This is a genomic window from Vibrio sp. 2433-A1 (genome assembly GCF_056726085.1).
On sequence record NZ_JBRESC010000010.1, the window covers coordinates 90,624 to 110,759 of the forward strand.

General features: G+C 44.2%; 20 protein-coding genes. All 20 read right to left on the reverse strand.

Going from position 1 to position 20,136, the window contains the following annotated elements; translation table 11 throughout:
- Positions 1–49: 49 nt before the first annotated feature.
- Positions 50–1,093, reverse strand: coding sequence for a rod shape-determining protein (locus tag ACU01J_RS11970; protein ID WP_481085909.1), 1,044 nt, complete (start codon positions 1,091–1,093; stop codon positions 50–52).
- Positions 1,094–1,245: 152 nt separating this feature from the next.
- On the reverse strand, positions 1,246–4,155 hold the full coding sequence (locus ACU01J_RS11975) for a DUF6701 domain-containing protein (RefSeq protein ID WP_481085910.1): 2,910 nt from the start codon (positions 4,153–4,155) through the stop codon (positions 1,246–1,248).
- Complete coding sequence (locus ACU01J_RS11980) at positions 4,155–4,604, reverse strand: MSHA biogenesis protein MshP (RefSeq protein WP_481085911.1); 450 nt, start codon at positions 4,602–4,604, stop codon at positions 4,155–4,157. Before ACU01J_RS11980 ends, ACU01J_RS11975 begins: the two co-directional genes overlap by 1 nt.
- Entirely contained in the window at positions 4,594–5,304 is a 711-nt protein-coding gene (locus ACU01J_RS11985; protein ID WP_481085912.1) for a PulJ/GspJ family protein, read from the reverse strand. The genes ACU01J_RS11980 and ACU01J_RS11985 overlap by 11 nt, the downstream gene beginning before the upstream one ends.
- Complete coding sequence (locus tag ACU01J_RS11990; RefSeq protein WP_481085913.1) at positions 5,304–5,681, reverse strand: MSHA biogenesis protein MshD; 378 nt, start codon at positions 5,679–5,681, stop codon at positions 5,304–5,306. Before ACU01J_RS11990 ends, ACU01J_RS11985 begins: the two co-directional genes overlap by 1 nt.
- Positions 5,681–6,202, reverse strand: coding sequence for a type II secretion system protein (locus tag ACU01J_RS11995; RefSeq protein WP_481085914.1), 522 nt, complete (start codon positions 6,200–6,202; stop codon positions 5,681–5,683). Before ACU01J_RS11995 ends, ACU01J_RS11990 begins: the two co-directional genes overlap by 1 nt.
- A 152-nt stretch (positions 6,203–6,354) precedes the next feature.
- Positions 6,355–6,816 carry a prepilin-type N-terminal cleavage/methylation domain-containing protein gene (locus ACU01J_RS12000; RefSeq protein WP_481085915.1) on the reverse strand — a complete coding sequence of 154 codons (462 nt, stop codon included), beginning with the start codon at positions 6,814–6,816 and terminating at the stop codon, positions 6,355–6,357.
- A gap of 34 nt (positions 6,817–6,850) precedes the next feature.
- Entirely contained in the window at positions 6,851–7,417 is a 567-nt protein-coding gene (locus ACU01J_RS12005; protein WP_481085916.1) for a prepilin-type N-terminal cleavage/methylation domain-containing protein, read from the reverse strand.
- A gap of 79 nt (positions 7,418–7,496) precedes the next feature.
- A complete protein-coding gene (locus tag ACU01J_RS12010) occupies positions 7,497–7,976 on the reverse strand; it encodes an MSHA biogenesis protein MshF (RefSeq protein ID WP_481085917.1) in 480 nt (159 codons plus the stop codon).
- A complete protein-coding gene (locus ACU01J_RS12015) occupies positions 7,960–9,180 on the reverse strand; it encodes a type II secretion system F family protein (RefSeq protein WP_481085918.1) in 1,221 nt (406 codons plus the stop codon). The genes ACU01J_RS12010 and ACU01J_RS12015 overlap by 17 nt, the downstream gene beginning before the upstream one ends.
- Before the next feature lie 9 nt (positions 9,181–9,189).
- Entirely contained in the window at positions 9,190–10,914 is a 1,725-nt protein-coding gene (gene mshE / locus ACU01J_RS12020) for an MSHA fimbrial ATPase MshE (RefSeq protein WP_481085919.1), read from the reverse strand.
- Positions 10,904–11,983 (reverse strand): tetratricopeptide repeat protein, encoded by a 1,080-nt coding sequence (locus tag ACU01J_RS12025; protein WP_481085920.1) that lies wholly within the window; start codon positions 11,981–11,983, stop codon positions 10,904–10,906. Before ACU01J_RS12025 ends, mshE begins: the two co-directional genes overlap by 11 nt.
- A 3-nt stretch (positions 11,984–11,986) precedes the next feature.
- Positions 11,987–12,826 carry an ExeA family protein gene (locus tag ACU01J_RS12030; RefSeq protein WP_481085921.1) on the reverse strand — a complete coding sequence of 280 codons (840 nt, stop codon included), beginning with the start codon at positions 12,824–12,826 and terminating at the stop codon, positions 11,987–11,989.
- Between the two features lie 2 nt (positions 12,827–12,828).
- Positions 12,829–14,490 (reverse strand): pilus (MSHA type) biogenesis protein MshL, encoded by a 1,662-nt coding sequence (gene mshL / locus ACU01J_RS12035; RefSeq protein ID WP_481085922.1) that lies wholly within the window; start codon positions 14,488–14,490, stop codon positions 12,829–12,831.
- 15 nt (positions 14,491–14,505) lie between these two features.
- Entirely contained in the window at positions 14,506–14,832 is a 327-nt protein-coding gene (locus ACU01J_RS12040; protein WP_481085923.1) for an MSHA biogenesis protein MshK, read from the reverse strand.
- On the reverse strand, positions 14,825–15,475 hold the full coding sequence (locus ACU01J_RS12045) for an MSHA biogenesis protein MshJ (RefSeq protein ID WP_481085924.1): 651 nt from the start codon (positions 15,473–15,475) through the stop codon (positions 14,825–14,827). The genes ACU01J_RS12040 and ACU01J_RS12045 overlap by 8 nt, the downstream gene beginning before the upstream one ends.
- Complete coding sequence (locus tag ACU01J_RS12050; protein WP_481085925.1) at positions 15,475–16,914, reverse strand: MSHA biogenesis protein MshI; 1,440 nt, start codon at positions 16,912–16,914, stop codon at positions 15,475–15,477. The genes ACU01J_RS12045 and ACU01J_RS12050 overlap by 1 nt, the downstream gene beginning before the upstream one ends.
- An 8-nt stretch (positions 16,915–16,922) precedes the next feature.
- The gene (gene csrD / locus ACU01J_RS12055; RefSeq protein WP_481085926.1) at positions 16,923–18,932 is read right to left on the reverse strand and encodes an RNase E specificity factor CsrD; all 2,010 of its coding nucleotides are present in this window, start codon (positions 18,930–18,932) and stop codon (positions 16,923–16,925) included.
- Between the two features lie 395 nt (positions 18,933–19,327).
- Positions 19,328–19,762, reverse strand: coding sequence for a hypothetical protein (locus ACU01J_RS12060; protein WP_276419710.1), 435 nt, complete (start codon positions 19,760–19,762; stop codon positions 19,328–19,330).
- A 2-nt stretch (positions 19,763–19,764) separates the two neighbouring features.
- The gene (locus ACU01J_RS12065) at positions 19,765–20,022 is read right to left on the reverse strand and encodes a hypothetical protein (RefSeq protein WP_481085927.1); all 258 of its coding nucleotides are present in this window, start codon (positions 20,020–20,022) and stop codon (positions 19,765–19,767) included.
- Positions 20,023–20,136: the final 114 nt, after the last annotated feature.

Consider the following 20,136-nt stretch of genomic DNA (forward strand, 5'->3'; position numbering starts at 1 on the left):
GAGATCCTTGTATCTTGCCCGCCTCAGCATCACACTGAGGCCGCATCGATTATTCTTCGCTGAATAGATCGCCGCCATGCATGTCGATCATTTCTAGAGCTTTACCGCCACCACGAGCCACACATGTGAGTGGTTCTTCTGCGATAACAACTGGTATACCTGTTTCTTCAGTGAGAAGACGATCAAGGTCTTTTAGTAGTGCGCCACCACCAGTTAGAACCATACCGTTTTCTGAAATGTCTGAAGCTAGCTCTGGTGGACATTGCTCTAGTGCAACCATCACAGCAGATACAATACCTGTTAAAGGCTCTTGTAGCGCTTCTAGAATTTCATTTGAGTTTAGGCAGAAGCTGCGAGGCACACCTTCAGCTAGGTTACGACCGCGAACTTCGATCTCTTCTACATCATCACCAGGATATGCAGAACCAATCTCATGTTTGATCTTTTCAGCCGTTGCTTCACCAATCAAGCTGCCGTAGTTACGGCGTACATAGTTGATGATCGCTTCATCGAAACGGTCGCCACCAATACGTACAGATGAAGAGTAAACCACACCATTTAGTGAGATTACCGCAACCTCTGTTGTACCGCCGCCGATATCGACGACCATTGAACCAGTCGGCTCAGATACGCGTAAGCCAGCACCAATTGCTGCAGCCATTGGCTCGTCAATTAGGTAAACCTCACGTGCGCCAGCACCTAATGCTGATTCACGGATTGCACGACGCTCTACTTGTGTCGAACCACAAGGTACACAAACTAGAACACGCGGGCTTGGTTTTAATACGCTGTTGTCATGCACTTGCTTAATGAAGTGCTGTAGCATTTTTTCGGTTACGTAGAAGTCAGCAATAACGCCATCTTTCATCGGACGGATCGCCGAGATATTCCCTGGCGTACGACCCAGCATTTGTTTTGCTGCGTGACCAACCGCTGCAACGCTTTTGCCCGCACGGTTACGGTCTTGGCGAATAGCGACTACAGAAGGCTCGTCTAGGACGATACCCTGTCCTTTAACGTAAATAAGAGTGTTGGCAGTACCTAAATCGATAGATAGGTCATTTGAAAATATGCCACGAAGTTTTTTGAACATATTCTTCGCTCGTCCTGAAAGAGTTAGAAGATAGAAAATTGCACTAAATGTACCAATGCCTTGCCGTCACAGCAAGGCATTGAAGTGTAAACATGGGCTGAAACCCGCAATTTCTAACAGATTCCTTACTTAAGCCAAAGAATTTACAATTATTATTGGCCGATCAAGCCTGGTTCACCACGAAAAATCACTCGATCGTTACCTCGGTATATACCAAACGTCACAACACTGGATGGATCTTGTTCACCATTCGCATCATCACTGGCCAGATTGTCATCCCAATTGTAACGAAGCCATGGCATATCATTATCGGTGTTATCAAGCTCTAGCCATATCTGAGTCTGCTGACGAACTTGAGATGTGTGAGTCACTGTAATCGAATCAGACTTACCTGCATTGACCGTCCCTCCATTGGCAAAGCTTAACGTTTCAGCAGTTTTACCGTTTTCAACCCAAATATTGTGATTGTGACTCGATGTACTTTGACCACGAATATTGGATACGGCATCATCACGATTAGTGACAAAATGCTTACCATCCCAGAATTCAACCCTAAGCGGGATATTGAGCGTTGTATTCACGGTACTACCTACGCTAGTAAGCGCAACACGGCCAAATCGTAAATCAGGTTGTGTTGTCAGCCGATCCCCTAAGTTCCAGTATTCCACTGGATCAGGGCCACTTACAAAGGTGAGACGGATATCGGTAGGATTTGTCGTTGTGCCGTTTAAGTTGAATGGACCATCTTCATACCCAATCGCCGTATCTGCTTTGACCCAACATAAACTCGTTAAATTAGTTTTACTGCATTGTCCTGAAGGGAAGGCAGAAAATCGCCCTACACTCTGATTCGCCCCCTGCCAAGTTGCGGAACCAAAATTAGGAAGTTTCAGGCGCTGCGGCTGAACCTGATCATAAAGATTGAACTGAGCCTGCATCGCTGGAGCAAAATATTGGTAGTTTTCTACTGCCTGAGGAGAAACACCACCGGATAGCGCCTCAACATCAAAACTGACTCGCTCAAAGTTCTGGTTCATATAGTTAAAACTCTGATTCGCAAAGTAGTCCCACTCTTCATCTACTGCTCTAAAATAACGGGGATAGAAACGGCCCAACTCTCTAGCTCCGGCATCTATGCCACCTTGGACAGAGTTATAGAAAGCATTACTAGCATCAACTTGGAAGTGAAAACTCCCAACTTCTGTCACCGATATATGACTAAATTCAAGCTCTGTGGTTGTGCTGAAATTATCGACAGGCCCATCATAGCTCATCGTCCCCGATTGACCGTTTTCCGGCGTAGCTAAACCAAAACTTAACTCTACAGAGGTATTGGTTACGGCATCATTTACATAAAAATTTTCTGTTGTTGCGAGTGAACAAAATGGGCTGTTCGCTCGCTTTTGCTGGAGTCTTAAGGGGTCACTTGAGCCATTTACTGTCACCATCGTGTCCAGTTGCGAGCTCCAAACGACAGGTTTTACTTTAAGATTAAACGTACTTCCTGCCGGAACATAACCTGCTCCAGATGAGCTATCGCCATCAGTGCCATTCACACTGGGTAAAGGACAAACAGCAAATGTCCAAGGCCGAGCTTTGGCTTCTTTCGTGCCCGAATATGTTTTACATTTTTGCACCCCGTTAACATCGGTAATGCATTGCTCATCACTGAGAGTAAATGCCACCTGTCCAGCTTCTGCGTATTTAATTTTCGAACGTGCGACGACTTTACCGTTATCAGAGACAAAGGTCAGCTTCAGTGGTTTAACACCAGAGTTCGGTGAACTCGTCCAGCTGCCATTGTTATCAAGTAACTCAACAGGTGCTGAGTTTAAAGGGGCGCTGGGGTGAACATAAGAGACACTCGATAACGACACCTGGGCATTACCCAAGTAGCTACTATCCGAGACAGGCGTTCCACCCGCACCACATTCGATCGGTGATATGGTGATGTTCTCAGGCCGACCGGCAATCAGATTAAAATTACGAGGTAATATGTCAAAACGTTCGGGGACAAACTGGTAGCGGGCTAAATTAGACACATAATCTTGTCCAGAGACGCTAATACTAGCATTCGCATCAAGGGTTTGAACAATATTTGAATTCACCGAGAACCTTGCGACTCCCGATTGAGCAGCGACAGTCTCTATCACATTGCCGCCAGAACGCAAAACAACGGCACCATTGTAGGAAGTGTCAATCACCGCGTTATTATACACCGTTGCCGTCGCAGCAATCGTCTCACAAGTCAGGGCAATATCGACGTTCGGTAGCAGGACAACGCTGTAGTTCGCAGGTGGCGTTGCACAACTCTGATCGTTATTAATAATTTTCCCATCAGGCCTTAAGGTCACATTCATTGCTGTGACTCGGCCATAAATCGCCCCATCACCGCTAGAAATATCGACTGAACCGCGACTAAACACATCGGCAATTAATTTACGTCGGACGATCACTTCAGCTGTAGAAGAGCCTCTATTTTCAGCCCAAATCCTTAATGAATGACCATTATTATTGAATTGTGCAGCGCCATTCAAGGTAAAGGTATTGACAATCAAAGTGGTATCTTTTGTCAAGGTAATAGAGCCACTACCTGTCGCTGTAAGGTGTTCAATGTAATACAGATCACCGGTAAAAGTTAACTGGCCACTACCACCAGTCGAAACGTTATTGTATCTTCCACCCGCTAGGTCATGAGAACCATACCCCCCCCAATAGTCATTCCCTGTTGGCCAGTTTACAGGTACCACGTTAGGTTCAGAAACGTACAAACTGTCAGACTCTGTACACGCCTGGCCATCACAATGTCTGTAGCTGTTAGGGTCCGATGGAACGACGGGGTTTCTAGGATCTATCCCTATCCCTACCTGTCCTGAGTGCTTGTAAGTACCATTAACTTGAATGCCCAAAGTATTAGAGGTCCAACGCAAGTTACTAGCACGATCCCAAGACTGAAGTGCGTAAGGGGTCACATCACACGTTGGTGGGAGCAAAGAAGAGCCATATACTGGGCTAAAAACCGCAAGCATTAAGCAACAAATTAAAAGACGCACCCTATTCATTATTCATCCCTCAACCATACCTGCTGACTGCGCTGCACCTCATTTATACCCGTTCCGCAGCTTACCGTTGATTGTAGAATGTAAAATCTTTGGCCATCAAGCTCACCTTTATCTTGACACTCTAATACCTGTAACTGACATGACGCTGCTGCACTTGAGATCAAGCGTTGCTCAATAAACTGACGAATATCACCACTAGTACCAAGTCTTGAACCAGTGCAGATCGCAGCAAGGTTGCTGGTGTTTTGATTCGGATACATCTGTGTCAATACATACTCATTGGAAGAGTGATTCAAAAGCCAAGCTTGTGTCCCTAACACGCTACGCACGTTGGCATCTCGACTTGACCAATTGGTAAAATTTAAGCTGGTTGCGAGATAACCAATCACTAGTATGACGAAGATAACAATGATCAGCATGCTACCACTTTGTTTTAACTTAAGGGACATTGATCACCTGTATATCTTGATTATAGGTAGAGGACTCACCATTTAGCTCGAAAGTCAGCGTGACATTCACTACACCATTATGCTGAACATCAGCGGCTTGATAAGAAAGTTGATTGCCATTACCTGCTAACTTATCCGTAACCGTTACGCCATTGCGGGTAACACGAGTTCCAGCAATACAGTAAGTCACCTGCTCAGCACTATCAAAGATAAAGTGACGCTGACTAACAGAGCCACCTACTAGTTTTTTTGCGCCATCGGTAAAACTAAAAACATTGTCTTTAACCGATTTAGCGCTATCAACAGAGTAGAGATTATCCAAGTCATTTAGACTCGCTAATGAGCGAGTTGGATTGATGATTAATCGCTGAGTGGGATTTGCCCCATTGACAGAGGCAACATTACTGACAATAAAGTTCACATCAGCCCCTGAGACAGTATAAAAACCAGAATCCGCAATCGGATAAAACGACACACAATTGCTACCATTATCATTGAAGATATTTGGTACAGCATGACGTACTTCACGCGATAATTTTTCTAACACAAATGAGGCCTCTGTCTGCAATCGATAACGCTCGACCGAGCCAAAATAACCAGTAACACCTAAATTAGTAAAGTTGGCGATCCCAACTAAGAGAATCGCCGATACAATCAGCGCCAACACCATTTCAATCAGAGTAAAGCCTTGGTTGCGCATCAGTACTCTCCCTTAAAACCGGTAAACGTAATCGGCGGTTGGCTACTTGCTGTAATGGTTAAAGAAACCTGCTGCAAATTCGCCGCACCACTCACGGCATTGATATCGATATCCAAATCAAAATTGGCATAGCTAGGGTCTAAATTATCAATAATGTTTTCTGCTGCGCTGGCGAGGGAAGTTACATTAGTATCAACAGAGAGCATGTCAGTCATGACACTTTGTCCCAAAGCCGAACTGCGGGAAAAGTAATGATACTCACCAGATTGAGATAGTTGTGGTGCGAGAAAAGAAGAAAAGATAACTACAGCGACGCCTAGAAGAATCGTCACAATCACAGCTTCAAAAAGGGTAAACCCATACGCTGACTTTTTCATTATAGGCACCCCGCGTTTTGTGGATAAACAAAACCAGCGCGATTAATGCACACCCAAGAGCTGTTCGAGCCATCAAGTGTAGAGATGCGAATGCCAATATTGCCGCCGGCGACAGTAGCACTGGTTGGACTGCCAAGTAAGTCAAAATTGACTCGATTATTATTAGCAGTGATGGTGAATTGGTAATTGTCAGTCAGTACAACATCACTTCTTTGTTTCGCTCGCTCAAGCGTTAGTCCACACGCCTCTACAGAGCCTAAACAGTTGGTAGAAGTGCCACCTATCGCTTGCGTAGCCAAGATGAAGTTTTGGTTGGTATTGACCCCGTTATATTGCATACGATTGACTTGAATTTGGCGTACTAAGGCAATGGTTTGATCTTGTAGCGCATACAGCTCGTACTCTTGACGTCCTGAAAAGCGTGTTGCTGCGACTACCGAGACAATAGCAAGTAACAGAATAACAACGACTAACTCTATGAGAGTGAAACCTTGTAAGGAGGAGTTAGGCTTTGCTTCCATGAGGCACCTAAGTGATTATTTTTTCTACTTATACAGTATAAAAGAGAACAGCAATTAAAGGGAATGTTTTGCGGTTATTTGAAAGGAATTAAAAGAAATTCATTTAGGTAAAGAAAAGGCCAGCGAATGCTGGCCTCAAATTATATCTTTGCTTAACAGCCAGTAGACGGAATTGTAATCGCTGTGGAGGCCGCAGAAGTAACCGCTGTTCCCGTTGCTTGAGTATATTCAACAAAACAAGTCGCACTGGCAGCGCTAGTGCCTTTAAAGGTTACACGGAACTTTCCACCAACAATGGCAGAATCCCAATCGTTTGTCAGGCCGACGACCGCAGCTCCGATACCCGTAGATGTCGCTGTAGGATAACCAAAAACAGTATCGATACCATCTACGTCTGTTGGGTTTGTCGCACTTGCTTCTACGCCATCAATTGCCGCTTTACCATAAACGATACCAGCTGCACCATCAATAGCTCCCTTCAAGCCTTGCAGTGAAGCTTGACGCGCATCATCTTGCAGGTTCAAAAAGCGTGGTGCTGCAGTTACTGCAAGAATACCAAGAATAACAATTACCACCACTAGTTCAATTAGGGTGAAACCGCCTTGTCTTTTCATAGTTTAACTCTCTCTATGGATAATATTTGCAGCACTACTGCAACGTTACGGTCACACGACCAGTTTCAATTTCATACACAAACTGATGGTTACTATTGCCTTCTTGCTGCACATAAGTACAGGTTGAGGCGCCGTTATCAGCTTGCGCAGAGTATTTAATATTCGAGTCGGTTGCCGCATCTGCCACGGTGCCAACTCGAGGTGGATTCTGTAGTAAGTTTTCCATTAAATCGATACACGCTTGATCATCAAGGCTGGTTGGAAAACTGCTGTTATCAGTGTTAAGGCCGTACGGGTAACCATCACGGAAATCACCGCCTGTTTGAGCTGAGCTTGTTAACCAAAAATCAATACCATCATAGTTAACAGTATTGCGCACTTCGGTATTAATTGTCAGCGATGGTCTTGCTTCTGCTTCCCATTGGGCGCGAGCAGAAAGTACACCTGTCGCATAGCCACCAGCCACACCTTCAATACTGGCTTTTTTGGCCTCATCTGTGACATCTAAAAAGCGAGGCAACGCCGCGACAGCTAACAAGCCAACGACAACAATAACGACCACTAGCTCAACTAAAGAAAAACCAGATTGTTTGTTAAACATAATAATCACTACTCACTATTTAGTACACCGTATTATACGTATTTTATACATTTGCGCTACTAATCAATACGTCAAAAAATCAATTCGCTAAAAATCCGACCTTTGCGGAAAATTTATTATTAATCAAACCAATAGAGATGAATTGTTCTTGATTATACAAGTAATTACAACGATAAGAAGAGCCACTAAACTCACTATCAATTGCAACCGGAAAACTGCCTAACACCTCTTTTTCCGGATAAAGTACATCAAGCCAAAAAACACAATCTTTTTGCTGTTGAGCATTCACTGGCAAAACCCAACCTGAGCCGGTATAAGTAATCAACTGACCATCCAGTTTTAAGGTCTGTTTTTGTCCCGACAACAACCACTGCTGCTTATAGTAACCCGCTTGCTCAATCACTCGCTTACTGGCCACTAAAAACGCGGTGTCACTTGCCTCTCGCTCAACATCTTTCCACACAAGTAAAAAACTCATCACCAAAATAATGATAACGAGCAACCAGATAACCAAACGCGATCGCTCAAGGTTAGTGATCAAACTAGCCTTTGATGGCATCGAGCATTCCCCACATTGGTAAGAAGATACCAAGTGCCAAAATCAATACCATACCCGCAACAATCACCAATAAGATCGGCTCAATTCTCGCGGTCAGTGTTTTTAGATCATAGTCCACTTCGCGGTCATAAAAATCAGCGACTTCTAACAGCAACTCATCAATGCGGCCAGTCTCTTCACCCACAGATATCATCTGAATAACCAGCGGAGTAAACACCCCACTTTTAATTGCGGTTGATGAAATAGTGCCACCAGCCTCAATTGAGGACTTCATTTCAAGCAGTCTTTTTTCCAAAAACTTATTACCCAACGCCTCTGCTGACAAAGCTAATGACTGGTTCAGTGGCACACCAGCCTTGAGCATCAACGCAAAAGTTCGCGAGAAACGAGACAGTTGAGCACGATTAATCAACTCGCCAACAACAGGCATACGTAAACGAAACTTGTCCCACTTTTCACGTCCATGGGCGGTATTGAGCCAAGCCTTAAACGCAAAGCCCATTGCCACCATAGCAACCACTATCAACATCCAATAATTTACAAAAAATTCTGAGGTCGCTATCAATATTCTAGTCGGTAGTGGCAAATCCACCCCAAAGCGCGCAAACATGCTCGAAAACTGCGGAATAACTTTTACGTTAAGTACAAACATCGCCACCGTAATAAAGCTGATGACAAAGGTCGGATAACGCATCGCGGTCTTTATTCGCTTGCGAGTCTCTACTTCTTGTTCATAGTAGTTGGCAAGTTGCAGCAGCGCTTCATCAAGTCGACCCGTATTTTCCCCAACGTGAATCATCGACACAAATAGCGGGCTAAATACTTTAGGAAACATCTGCATTGAGCTTGATAGACTTCTACCGTTAGTCAGCTCTTGCGTCACATCTTCCAATGCTTCTTGCAACTGCTTGTTGGAACTGTTCTGGCTTAGCCCTTTCATCGAACGCAATAAAGGCACACCCGCTTTGGTTAAGCTGTATAACTGGCGACAAAATATCACCAATACTTCAAGCGGTACCGCAGGAGTAAGCAACGCTTTAATGTCGAGATTAAAGGCACTTTTTCCACCATCAGATTTAATGCTGATGGGGATAATACCTTTATTCATCAACTGCTCGACGACGGCATCTTGCGTTGGCGCTTCTATATGACCCGAGACTGAAGAACCGTCACTGTTGCGCCCTTGATAATGAAAACTTGGCATAACTTAGGCCTACATGTAGATAGCTTGCTCAAAGCCAGATAAGTCACCCTCACCTAAGCTCATCACTTCGCTAAAACTCACAACGCCATCAAGAGCAAGTTCCATTGCTGAAGCAAGCAACGGTTTGTAGTTTTCAGACTGACGGGCAATGCGAGAAAAACCAACCGCGTCGTTAGCTCTCAGCATGTCCATCATATCTTGCTCTAACTCTAGCAGTTCAAACACACCAATCCGTCCGCGATAGCCAGTCAAATTACAGTTTTGACAGCCTCGACCTTTAACAAATTGGCGACCAACTTGATTCGGGAAACGCTGAGCCAACCATTGCTTACGAGCATCATCAAGTTCTTCTTCCGTCTTACAATCAGGGCATACTTTTCGCACCAAGCGCTGCGCGACTACCGCTCGTACTGCACTGGCAACCAGATAACCGGGCGCGCCCATATCCATCATTCGCAGTGCACTGTCAACCGCATCGTTGGTATGCAAAGTACTTAACACTAAGTGACCGGTTAATGCAGCTCTCAAACCGATTTCAACCGTTTCTTGGTCACGCATCTCCCCAACGAGGATGATGTCTGGATCCTGACGAAGGAAGGTTCTGAGCACTGTTGAGAAATCAAGGTCAATTTTAGGGTTCACTTGTACCTGACAAACACGTGGCAAGCGGTATTCAACCGGGTCTTCAGCCGTAATGATCTTTTTCCCCGGCTGGTTAAGCTCAGTTAACGCTCCGTACAAGGTAGTGGTTTTACCCGAACCAGTCGGGCCTGTAACCAGAATCATGCCATGAGGGCGGCGGAGCTGACGACGTAAACGTTCGAGCAAGTGGCTAGGAATTCCGGACTGCTCAAGTTTTCGCACACCTGATGACTGGTTGAGCAAACGCATAACCACTGACTCACCGTGCTGCACAGGTAGTGTCGACATACGAATATCGACCGATTGCCCTTTTGAGCGAATATTGAAACGGCCATCTTGTGGTAAGCGCTTCTCTGAAATATCTAGGTTTGCCATTAATTTGAGACGCAATACCAATGCCGAGGCGATATTCACCTCATTCAGTAAGGTCTCGTGTAGCACCCCATCAATACGTTGGCGCAAGCGTAATACATTGGAGTCGGGCTCGATGTGAATATCTGAAGCGCCAACTTGGATCGCATCTTCAAACAAAGAGTTGATCAGTTTTACAACCGTCACTTCTTCACTGTCATCACCTTCAATATTAAAATCGAAAGCTTCAGTGACTTGGTGCTCTGCTTGTAACTGCTCAGCAAACGACGCAATTTCTTTGGTACGTCGGTAGTAACGGTCAAAACCTTCCACCAGCTGTTTCTCTGGCGCAATGACAAACTCAATACCATATTGGCCTAGCTGGCCTAAGAGTGCCTCTTGAGCGAAGAGATCCGCTGGATCACTCATCGCCACACGTAAGGTATCCATCTGGCGACCAATCACAAGCGCGCGTAAACGACGAGCGTGTACTTCAGGTAAAAGCTGAACCGCTTCAACATCGACATCAACGCGGCTTAAATCAATCAGAGGAATATCAAGCTGCTGCGACAAAAAAGTCAGCATTTGATGTTCCGAGAGAAAACCTAACTCAATCAGCGCTGCACCAAGCTTTCGACCGGTTGTTTTCTGCGCATTTAACGCTTGTTCAACCTGCTGCTCAGTGATGATGCCTTCTTCAACCAATAGGTCACCAAGTCGCTTTCTTAGTTTAATTTTCACTCGGTTGTTCCTCTAAACGGCTAATCAAGGTTAAGCGATCACGAATAAATTGCTGGGTCTGACTTGATAGGCCAAACTTGGTAATCGCTTGTTGATAAGAGGCTTTGGCAGATTCAAGATCAAATACTCTCTCTTGTTGAATACCTAAACCTAACCACCAGCGCCCGCTTTCAGGCTCTTTCTCGACCAGTTTTTGATAACTTTGCAGTGCTAAATCATCCTGCTTGGCTTTCTGCGCCAATACGGCGCGCAGTGACAGATATTCTACTGAAGCAGACTGAGGCAAAGTGCTCAATACGGTCAAGGCTGCCTCTCCTTGCTTCTCCTTCATCAGCATTTTGGCTAGTGAGAGTCGTAGTGGGCTATTCTCTGGGTCCAATTCAATGCCTTTTTGCAATATTTCAGCGGCTTTGCGAACCTCGCCTTTACCATAATAAAGTGCAGATAAACGTCTACGCACCTCATCATTAGTCGGTGTGTAGCGAAGAGCCTCATGGTAGTTTTTCAAAGCCTCTGCCAAATTATTGCTGTCCAATGCTTTCTTAGCTCGCTCTTGTGCCTTTTTAGCTAATTGCTGCGGCGTGAGCTCAACCTGCTCAATCACCACCTCACCACTTTTCGCTGATGGCGCTGGTTTTGCTTTATCTGCACTATTTACTTGAGCAACCAATATCGGTTCTGATTTAGGCTTAGTAACCGCAGGAGGAGACTTAGCGACAACTTCAGCTTTTCGAGTAACAGGCTTGGACGCAGCGCTCGATAGCTCTTCGCGACTTGGCGTTGATTGATAAACAGGCTGATGATCGGTATTTATTTTACTTGTTGGAGAGACAATCGCACTATGATTTGATGCAGACTCAGGAATAGCCAGCGCTTGTGGGTGAGATACCACGACCTCTTGCTGAGATACAGCCCAACCACCAACTGCTAGACTTAAACCAAAGCTTCCTACTACCCACGGCAGGATTGCTCTCTGCTTAACAGGCTTCACTTCAGCTTTTACTACGCCTTCAGAGCAAGAGGTTTTCTTACTCGCCAATTCTGACAGTGCATCATTCATCGCACTCATGGTTTAACTCCAGCCCCACAATCGCGGGCTTTTAAATTTAGGTTTACAACTATCGTAAGTGTCATGAACAGCGTCAAATAAACAAGTGTTAGTGACACTTTTCGATTTTTTGCTAAAGGCTAACACTAGAGCTTTATGACAAATTTGATTGATCAATCTCGGATAACCCTTACTCGCTCGCCATATTGCTTTCTTTTGGCTCAGTGACAACAATGACATCTCTCCACCAGACTTAGATAATCGGTTGTCGATATAAGCCACGGCTTCATCTAAGGTTAGCCCTCTTAACTGAGCACTAAAAGTAATCCTTTGGCGAAACTGTCGCAGATGGTGCTGTGATAAACGCTCATCAAGTTCAGGCTGGCCAAACAAGACAATTTGCAACAGTTTGGTTTGCTCTGTTTCTAAATTGCCAAATAACCTAAGTACTTCTAACGCATCATCACTGAGTGCTTGCGCCTCATCAACAAGCACAACCACTTGCAAACCAGTTCGTGCTAGCTCAATTAACCGTTGTTGAATATCTTCAACAACTGATGTCACATCGATTGACTCAATACCAAGCTCTTTTGCTACCGCCACTCTGAGGCGATCGCCATCAAGAGCGGGGTTGGGTAAAAAAACCAGCTGAACATGGGGCTTAAAGTATTTAGCCATAACACGGCAAATCATGGTTTTTCCCGTGCCAACCTCTCCGGTCACTTTGATCAAGCCTTCACCCATTTCAAGCGCTGCATTGACGGTCTGAATCGCTTCATAATGCGGAGCTAACCCCAAAAATAACTCTGTGTCTGGCGTCAAGTGAAAAGGAAGCGATTCAAAACCAAAGTGTTCGAGATACATCGCTATTTCTGCTCGTCAGGAAACCACTCTTGTAACAGATCACGCGAACGTTCAAGCTCTTTTTGCCACGTATTAACACCAACCACTGAAGGCTTAAGCAAAATCACGAGCTCTGTTTTCTGCGTCGATTGTGATTTATTCCGGAACAAATGACCCAAAACAGGTATGTCACCAAGTAAAGGCACCTTTGAGACTTTGTCCGAAGTACTAGACTTCATCAAACCACCAATCACAACCACATCGCCATCTTGCGCACGAATCACAGAGTCAGACTCACGAATCGAGCTACGCGCCAGTGGCAAGGTAATGTTATTATTACCGAAACCAATCTCTTTCACTTGTTCATCAACATCAATTACAGCTGGGTGAACATGTAATAGCACATTGCCTTGGTCATCAATCTGTGGGGTCACATCAAGAGAAATACCAGAGAAGAACGGCGTCAGTTCGACTTCCGGTGATGGCTCTGAGTTATCACCACTGCCCACGACACTAGAAAGATCGGTAACGTAGTACTCATCAGTCCCCACTTTAATTACCGCTTTCTGGTTATTTGAAGCGGTGACTCTAGGACTAGATAGAACATTTAAGTCACCCTGTGTTGCCATAAAGCTCAACACCGCGTCAAAGCTACCACTAGAAATAACTAGATTTGATTGCCCACCAATTAAATTCCCGATGGCATCAAGCCCAGGTAAAGCCACAGGGATAATGTTACCACTGGTATTTTTCACGATCGAACCTTGACCAAGAGAGTAATTGGTGCCGTTTGAGCTAAAGGCCTTAGACCAGTTAATGCCTTGCTGATAACCATCACTCAGTGTCACTTCAAGAATTTTAGCCTCAAGAATAACTTGGCGATGCATACGCTGCTGGGAAATACCTAAGAAACTACGAACCTCGCGAATTTCATCAGGGTATGCTCTAACCGTAATCACGCTCGCTTGAGGCGTTACAACCACACTTTGCCCATTACCAGAGCCGATAAGCTGTGATACCGCGACTTCTAGCTGAGGCCAAAAATCACTTTCGTTAGTCGTTTCAATTTCAGTGCCGCCCTTCGTTGTACGGGTTGAGCGTGAAGAGGAGCTTGACGATGAACTCGAAGAGTTCGAAGAAGATGAGTCCGATGAGCCAGTATCTGTATTGGTAATCGTACCTGTTGAGATAGAAGTTAATGAGCGTCCGACACGCTTAAATTGTAGGTAATCAACAGGGATAGTCACTGTACGCAGACCAGCAGGATACACTTGAATAACATTGCCAGTTTTAACAATGTCATAGCCGTACATATCTTGAACCACAGATAACACTTCATCCAATGAAACATCCGTTAGGTTTACGGTAATCGCACCACTAACTTGAGGATGGATCGCAGCGCTGAACTGAGTGCCTTTAACTAAGCTGGCAAAAAACGCCTTCGCTTCGACTTGATTGGCCTTAATTCTGAAGCGCTTGATTGTTTGTGTCGCTCCTAGATCTTCACTATTTAATTCTGGCATCAGGTCAGCTTCTACCGAAGCCGGCAGCGTTTCAAGACTACGACTGTTGTTTTCATTGATCGCTTGATTCAATGCACTTTTCGCTTCAACTGGGTCTCTATGCCCCATTGAGCAACCAGCTAATAGTGATGTAATGGTTATTGCTATAGCGAGTTTACGCATATGTTTCTACTGACCTTACTGTTTTACGTCCAGAGTGAACAACTCTAACTTCCACTGCTTACCACTACGGGATAAGGTGACCACCTCTGGCTCAATCCGATTAACTCGATAACCACTGACGCTCTCGCCAGCTAATACTACTTTGCCACTTAAGATCGCGCGGCACATACCCACTTCAGAACAGACAATGCTTTGTAAACGAGGCAAAGGTTTTGTTACTACTTTAGGTGTCGCCGTTGCTTGGTTAGGTTGCTGCCAACCCAACGGTGCGGTGGGATCCTTTGATGCCCATGCGCTTAGCGAGGTGAAAACCAATAAAGTGAATAGCCATGTTTTAGCCACTGATAAACTCCTGCCTAGTACCTAGGGTATAAACTTCTAACACTAATCGAGCAGTAGGATACTCTTCCACAGAGTACTGAAAAGTTCGCCAATAGTATTTTACCGGTAGACTTTCCAAGTTCTCTAAATACTTAAGAACCGAGAAATAACTTCCCGTCAATTCAATTCTAACTGGGTGCAGGTAGTAGTTCGAGAACGTATCATCTTCTTCACTATTGACTATAGACTCAGCACGCTGTGACTCTAAAGAAACAAGATGCAAACCTTTAGTCCCCGCTAATACATCTTCTAGCATCTGAGCCATTTCACTCGGTGCGATTAGGCTTTCAACAATCTCCGCAAGCTCTTGAGAAAGTAACTGACTTTCCGTTGTCAACTGCTTGTACTCAAGGTTCAGCTCTTGGTCTGGATCTTTCTTTAGTTTAGCTGTCATCACCAGGATGTCTGCTTCCAGCGTCTGAGTGCTTAGCTTGGTATTCGAGATCTGTTTATTGAGTGCCTGAGTACTTTTTAGTGCTGGCTCGACGACAAAAGTAAACAGACATAGAGTAATAATGACAAAGCCACATAACGTCACTAGCCATTTCTCGCGCAGACTCATCTGAGTAAACTTTTCACTCCACTGTTGCCAGTACTGCTGCATCACTTACTCTCCTGCTTGGTTGTAAGCTCGAAGGTGATAACATCGTGCTCATTTCGACCTATCTTTAATTTCTCAAAGCTACGCCCTACCAGGTTAATTTCACTTTTAAATTGGTTAACCCAATTTGGAATCGATTTCGCTTCTCGTGCTACCCCTTTAAGGTCAAGGGTCGTCGCATCAATAAATATCGAGCTTAGAGAGATATCATCACGGCCAAGCTCAGACAGAGAACGCATCACGCCGGAATAACCCTGTTGCTGAGAGTCATCAAACTCTCCGACTGCATCCAAAGAAGTACGTTTTGCTTCAATTTCAAGCTTGAGTCGCGCTACGGCAGCAACTTTCGCTGCAGTCGGTTTATGTTTATCTAAGCGCTCAGCCAGACTTGTTACTTGCTGTTTAAACTCTGATTGCTGAGCCCTAAGTAGCTGTAACTCTTGCTCTAATTGGCTCTTTTGAAACTGGAAATAACTTGCACACAGCAGCAATAAGGCTGCGACTGCGCCCCATCCAGTCGCGACATTTTTCAGGGTAAGATGATCTTTTTTCGGCTTGAGATCAGCGGGAAATAAATTCACCTTGGTATGGTGAAGATCGCTAAGCATGGCAGCTAAAACACACCCGGACTCTTGCTCAGAATCAGACAAAGCAGCAACTTTAACATTCAGCCTATCGCTTAGTGCCAATACAACCTCTTGCTGCTCCTCTTCATCACAACAGACTTGCATTTGGTGTAACGAAGCTCCTCTCAATTGTGAAGAGAGGTAATCAATAGAACGCTGCAATTCCAGTGCGATACCATCAAGCTGTAAAACACTACTTGCTAAACCAGTCAATGGCGGGGTTACGCCACGAATAGTACGTTGAAATGCACACTGTTTTTCCACGAAAGCGCTGACACGGAACTGACCTTTTTTACTGCGCTGCAGCAGTAAAAAGTTAGATTTGTCATTAGCCGTATGTCCCCAAATTTCATCTTCAACTAATACTTGGCCAAGCTCTATGCCCAATTTCGTCAATGATTCATATAAACCGACAATGAGCGCGCGAGAAACAACATACACCTGGCGCTTAGTACTTAATGGCAAAGGCGCCGAATCCGCCACAATCTCGGTAATGCGCTCGCTAATAATTTCCTTGAGTAGAAACGGCAATGCACTAGAGATTTCGTCATCAGGAACGTTTGGTTTCTCAATTTGATAGGTCTGATACAAATTAGAATGAAGAACAACATCCAGTGATACATCGGAGATATTATTGTCGCGAAGAACTTTAATTAACGCTTCTTGCCAAGGAATGCTGTCAAATGGAACTTGTTGCGGTAAGTCATTCCCAACTTCCGACGAAAAAAAGAGTGCACTCGGCTGAACCACAACCCCAATGCGAGCTGCAGTTTTCTTACTGGTTTTAAATTTACCGATCAGGGATTGAATATTCATTTAATTATTTACGTTTTCCGCCAACGATTCCGTCGGCCAATCTGAACTTTATTCGGCGTAGTGACGACACTCTGTTTCACTGTTTGTTTTGGCAATAGCTGCTGTTCTGCTTCTAAATAACGGCCTTGTATTCCGTGTACGCCTAACTCAACAACACTTTGATATTCTTGTTTATTGTCGACACCGACAGCAATTACTTGAGTATTTAGTCCGGAACAGGCGCCCAGCAAGCTTCGTACAAAAAGCTGGTTTTCATGGCGTTGTTCGATCTTCTTCACTAGGCTTCGATGCAGCTTTAGCTGACTCACTGGAAGCTCTTTTAAATAGTGCGTACTGACTATCGAACGTCCAGCTTGGCCAATCGCAACCTGACAGCCAAGTCCGGCAATCATTTTTATCACTGGGCGCATATAGTCTAAGTGTTGTACGACTTTTGCCTCAGCAAATTCAAAAATCAATCTAACCCGCAGTTCCGACGAAATCTGCAGTAGCTCATCCCTAAACCACTTAAAGTAGTTTCGATCCGCAAAAGGTACCACATGTAAGTTAATTGCGTAACGGTTTGAATCCCTTGAATCTTTTAAATATTGCGTAATTGCTACAATGACCGCTTTATCAAGCACACCTTCATAACCAACCGATTCAACTGCCGAATTAAATCGTGAAGCTTTTATCACTCCATTTTCTGGATCGTTCAACCGCGCAAATAACTCTAAGTGATCTACAGACTTCTCTTTGTGCGGATCGAGCATATAACAAGACTGAGAGAAGAGATAAATTTGATCCGGTTTCAACACTTGTTCAAATAGGGTTCTCCAACGAACACTGCCTCTTTCTTCGGTCTGCGATGTGTGTTTTTTAAATCGACTCCACGTATTGTTTCGCTGTAGCTGCGCACTTTTCAGCGCCGTTTCAGCTTCATCAATAATTCTAGTTGGACTTTCGCCTTCATGATACATACTCACGCCTACATGCACCCAGTCATCAATCGCTAAAGGTTGAGGCGGTTGAATTTTTGCTAATTGCTTTAAACATTGATTCGCAATATTTGAGATTTCTTTACTCGATAGGTTCGGGGCAAAAATCGCAAAATCTGAGCTAAAATAACGCGACAAAATGATGTCTGGATAACGCTGAATTACGTTATTGAGCCCTTCTCCAACTTCAACTAAGAGATCATTTGCAACCTGTTTGCCTTGCTCTTCTTCCACATCTTCCCAATCATTAATTCTCAGCAGCAACACACCACCTTGCGAACCGTGTTCTGAAAGTGCCGACTCTAACTTGCTATCAAACAAGATACGATTGGCTGTACCTGTCAGTTGATCTAAGAAGGTTTGGGTGCGAATAAAGGTATCAAATCGACTGCGTTCCTGACGGGCATCTTGCAGTTCTTCAATTAACCGATCGAGCGCTTCACTTGCAGTATAAGGCCACTCTCGAAGATCCCCCTGGGCGTATTCTTCAACTCGACCAGCCAATATCATTCGTCCCCGTTCTTCAAGAAGCTCAGAGCCAATTAATTGCTCCTTCAGCCACTTTAGACCGCGCATCAAACAAAATACAATCAACGCAACAGCAAGCGTAATTGACCACAGAGCTTGTATGGAATACCCATAACCAATATAAGGAGGTACAGCTTTAAAACGGATTCTATAACCGTCGTTACGTTCAAGTATGTATTCAGCTTGGTATAACAGCGAAGCGTCGATTTTAGACGAAGTATCTTTAAAGCGATAAATCACACCATAAGACGACAGCAGTTCCATCTCGACGATATTGGAAGCTTGCAGCATTTTGGGCATCCAGCGCTGCAAAGAGTATGCGGCATCAGGATCTTCCATCTCTTTGTCGACGACTTCGACGATCCCTTGTAAAGAGTGGTCGAGATACTCTTGCCCCAAACGTTTAAAGGATAAAGTACCTCCCAAGAATAGGATAAACATGGCACTGATAACGATGACCGTTACAAACGCAACCAAACGCGTACTTAGCTTTAAGGTAGGGGTATACCTCATTAATGAAAAATCCTTTTTCTACCACAGATGATTGTTGTCAGGATGGCAACCCATATAGAACAAATATACTACCTAAATTGTAAAACCTATAGTGGGTTTTAGTTATTGGAGCTTATCTCACCTAACTATATAAAAAAGCCGCGACATGCGCGGCTTTTTTTCAATAACAGACACTTAGAACGGAAACCGCGACAATAATCCAAACCACTGGTAATGGGTGGGTGAGTAAGACCCATCTATAACAAAAACCACCGCATAAAATCATCAATAGTCACCTTTTTAAAAATCAAGTAAAAAAATAAAAAACTTTATTTACATCGTTATCTAAACTTCTACTGTTAGTAAATCAAGTATTTTAAGTTCATATAAACTAGAGGGTAACTATGTTAAATCTGTTACTTTGTTTCATCTTCCCACATATCTTCAATCTTTGAAGATACTGGGGTATAAACGGTTACAAACTTCCACGCATGTTCTACATACTCAGGGAAATCAATCGCGAACTTAGGGCTTGGAGGCTCGTAATTTTCGTCATAAAGATTAAATACATCTTCCTCAAAGTGTTGCTGTATAAGCTCTATGGCTATCTCTTCAATATTGTCACTATCACTAAGCTGAACACCTTTCTTAATGGCTAATGCAGGAACTTCAAGCGTTACGTAACCGAAACCCTTGCTTTTTATGGCAACTCCATATTCGAAGCATCTACTGGCTTTAGCTTCTGATTCAAGCTTGCGACGTAGTGCAGCATCGATTATTTGTTTCGCCACTCGAAGATTTGCACTTGACCCTTTTTCAACTAGCCAATCTATAGAATCAAAATCACTCATTTTCATTTACCTTGTTCTAATCGATACAGCAGCTCAACAAGATTGACAGCAGAAACATCATCCCACCGCAGGTAGCTATCTAACGAACTAGTACCAGAATCCTTTCCTAACACCGCCCTACAAATAATTTGATGATCCGCAGATGCAGATACCCAGACCTTACCACTCTGTTGACAAAAATAAGTTGAACCATTGAGTTCATCTTTTTGAATCCGTTTTTTCCACGTATCTACATTTTGAGTTGATATTTTTAAGCTCATAGGATGTCGGTTAACCAAGGACTATTTATACAAAATTACCCTTGAAACATAAGCTTGTCAAAACCCGCTAACTTAAGTGTGAGGTGGCATGAATAGACTCTGATGGGATACTTA

Excerpts from the sequence above, each read along its gene's own strand:
- ACU01J_RS12030 (WP_481085921.1), bottom strand. The coding sequence starts at position 12,826 with ATGTATCTCGAACACTTTGGTTTTGAATCGCTTCCTTTTCACTTGACG.
- ACU01J_RS12005 (WP_481085916.1), bottom strand. The coding sequence starts at position 7,417 with ATGTTTAACAAACAATCTGGTTTTTCTTTAGTTGAGCTAGTGGTCGTT.
- ACU01J_RS12050 (WP_481085925.1), bottom strand. The coding sequence starts at position 16,914 with ATGAATATTCAATCCCTGATCGGTAAATTTAAAACCAGTAAGAAAACT.
- ACU01J_RS12060 (WP_276419710.1), bottom strand. The coding sequence starts at position 19,762 with ATGAGTGATTTTGATTCTATAGATTGGCTAGTTGAAAAAGGGTCAAGT.
- ACU01J_RS12010 (WP_481085917.1), bottom strand. The coding sequence starts at position 7,976 with ATGCCATCAAAGGCTAGTTTGATCACTAACCTTGAGCGATCGCGTTTG.
- ACU01J_RS11985 (WP_481085912.1), bottom strand. The coding sequence starts at position 5,304 with ATGCGCAACCAAGGCTTTACTCTGATTGAAATGGTGTTGGCGCTGATT.
- ACU01J_RS11980 (WP_481085911.1), bottom strand. The coding sequence starts at position 4,604 with ATGTCCCTTAAGTTAAAACAAAGTGGTAGCATGCTGATCATTGTTATC.
- ACU01J_RS11970 (WP_481085909.1), bottom strand. The coding sequence starts at position 1,093 with ATGTTCAAAAAACTTCGTGGCATATTTTCAAATGACCTATCTATCGAT.
- ACU01J_RS11995 (WP_481085914.1), bottom strand. The coding sequence starts at position 6,202 with ATGGAAGCAAAGCCTAACTCCTCCTTACAAGGTTTCACTCTCATAGAG.
- ACU01J_RS11975 (WP_481085910.1), bottom strand. The coding sequence starts at position 4,155 with ATGAATAGGGTGCGTCTTTTAATTTGTTGCTTAATGCTTGCGGTTTTT.
- ACU01J_RS11990 (WP_481085913.1), bottom strand. The coding sequence starts at position 5,681 with ATGAAAAAGTCAGCGTATGGGTTTACCCTTTTTGAAGCTGTGATTGTG.
- mshL (WP_481085922.1), bottom strand. The coding sequence starts at position 14,490 with ATGCGTAAACTCGCTATAGCAATAACCATTACATCACTATTAGCTGGT.
- ACU01J_RS12015 (WP_481085918.1), bottom strand. The coding sequence starts at position 9,180 with ATGCCAAGTTTTCATTATCAAGGGCGCAACAGTGACGGTTCTTCAGTC.
- ACU01J_RS12065 (WP_481085927.1), bottom strand. The coding sequence starts at position 20,022 with ATGAGCTTAAAAATATCAACTCAAAATGTAGATACGTGGAAAAAACGG.
- ACU01J_RS12045 (WP_481085924.1), bottom strand. The coding sequence starts at position 15,475 with ATGCAGCAGTACTGGCAACAGTGGAGTGAAAAGTTTACTCAGATGAGT.
- ACU01J_RS12025 (WP_481085920.1), bottom strand. The coding sequence starts at position 11,983 with ATGAGTGCGATGAATGATGCACTGTCAGAATTGGCGAGTAAGAAAACC.
- ACU01J_RS12000 (WP_481085915.1), bottom strand. The coding sequence starts at position 6,816 with ATGAAAAGACAAGGCGGTTTCACCCTAATTGAACTAGTGGTGGTAATT.
- csrD (WP_481085926.1), bottom strand. The coding sequence starts at position 18,932 with ATGAGGTATACCCCTACCTTAAAGCTAAGTACGCGTTTGGTTGCGTTT.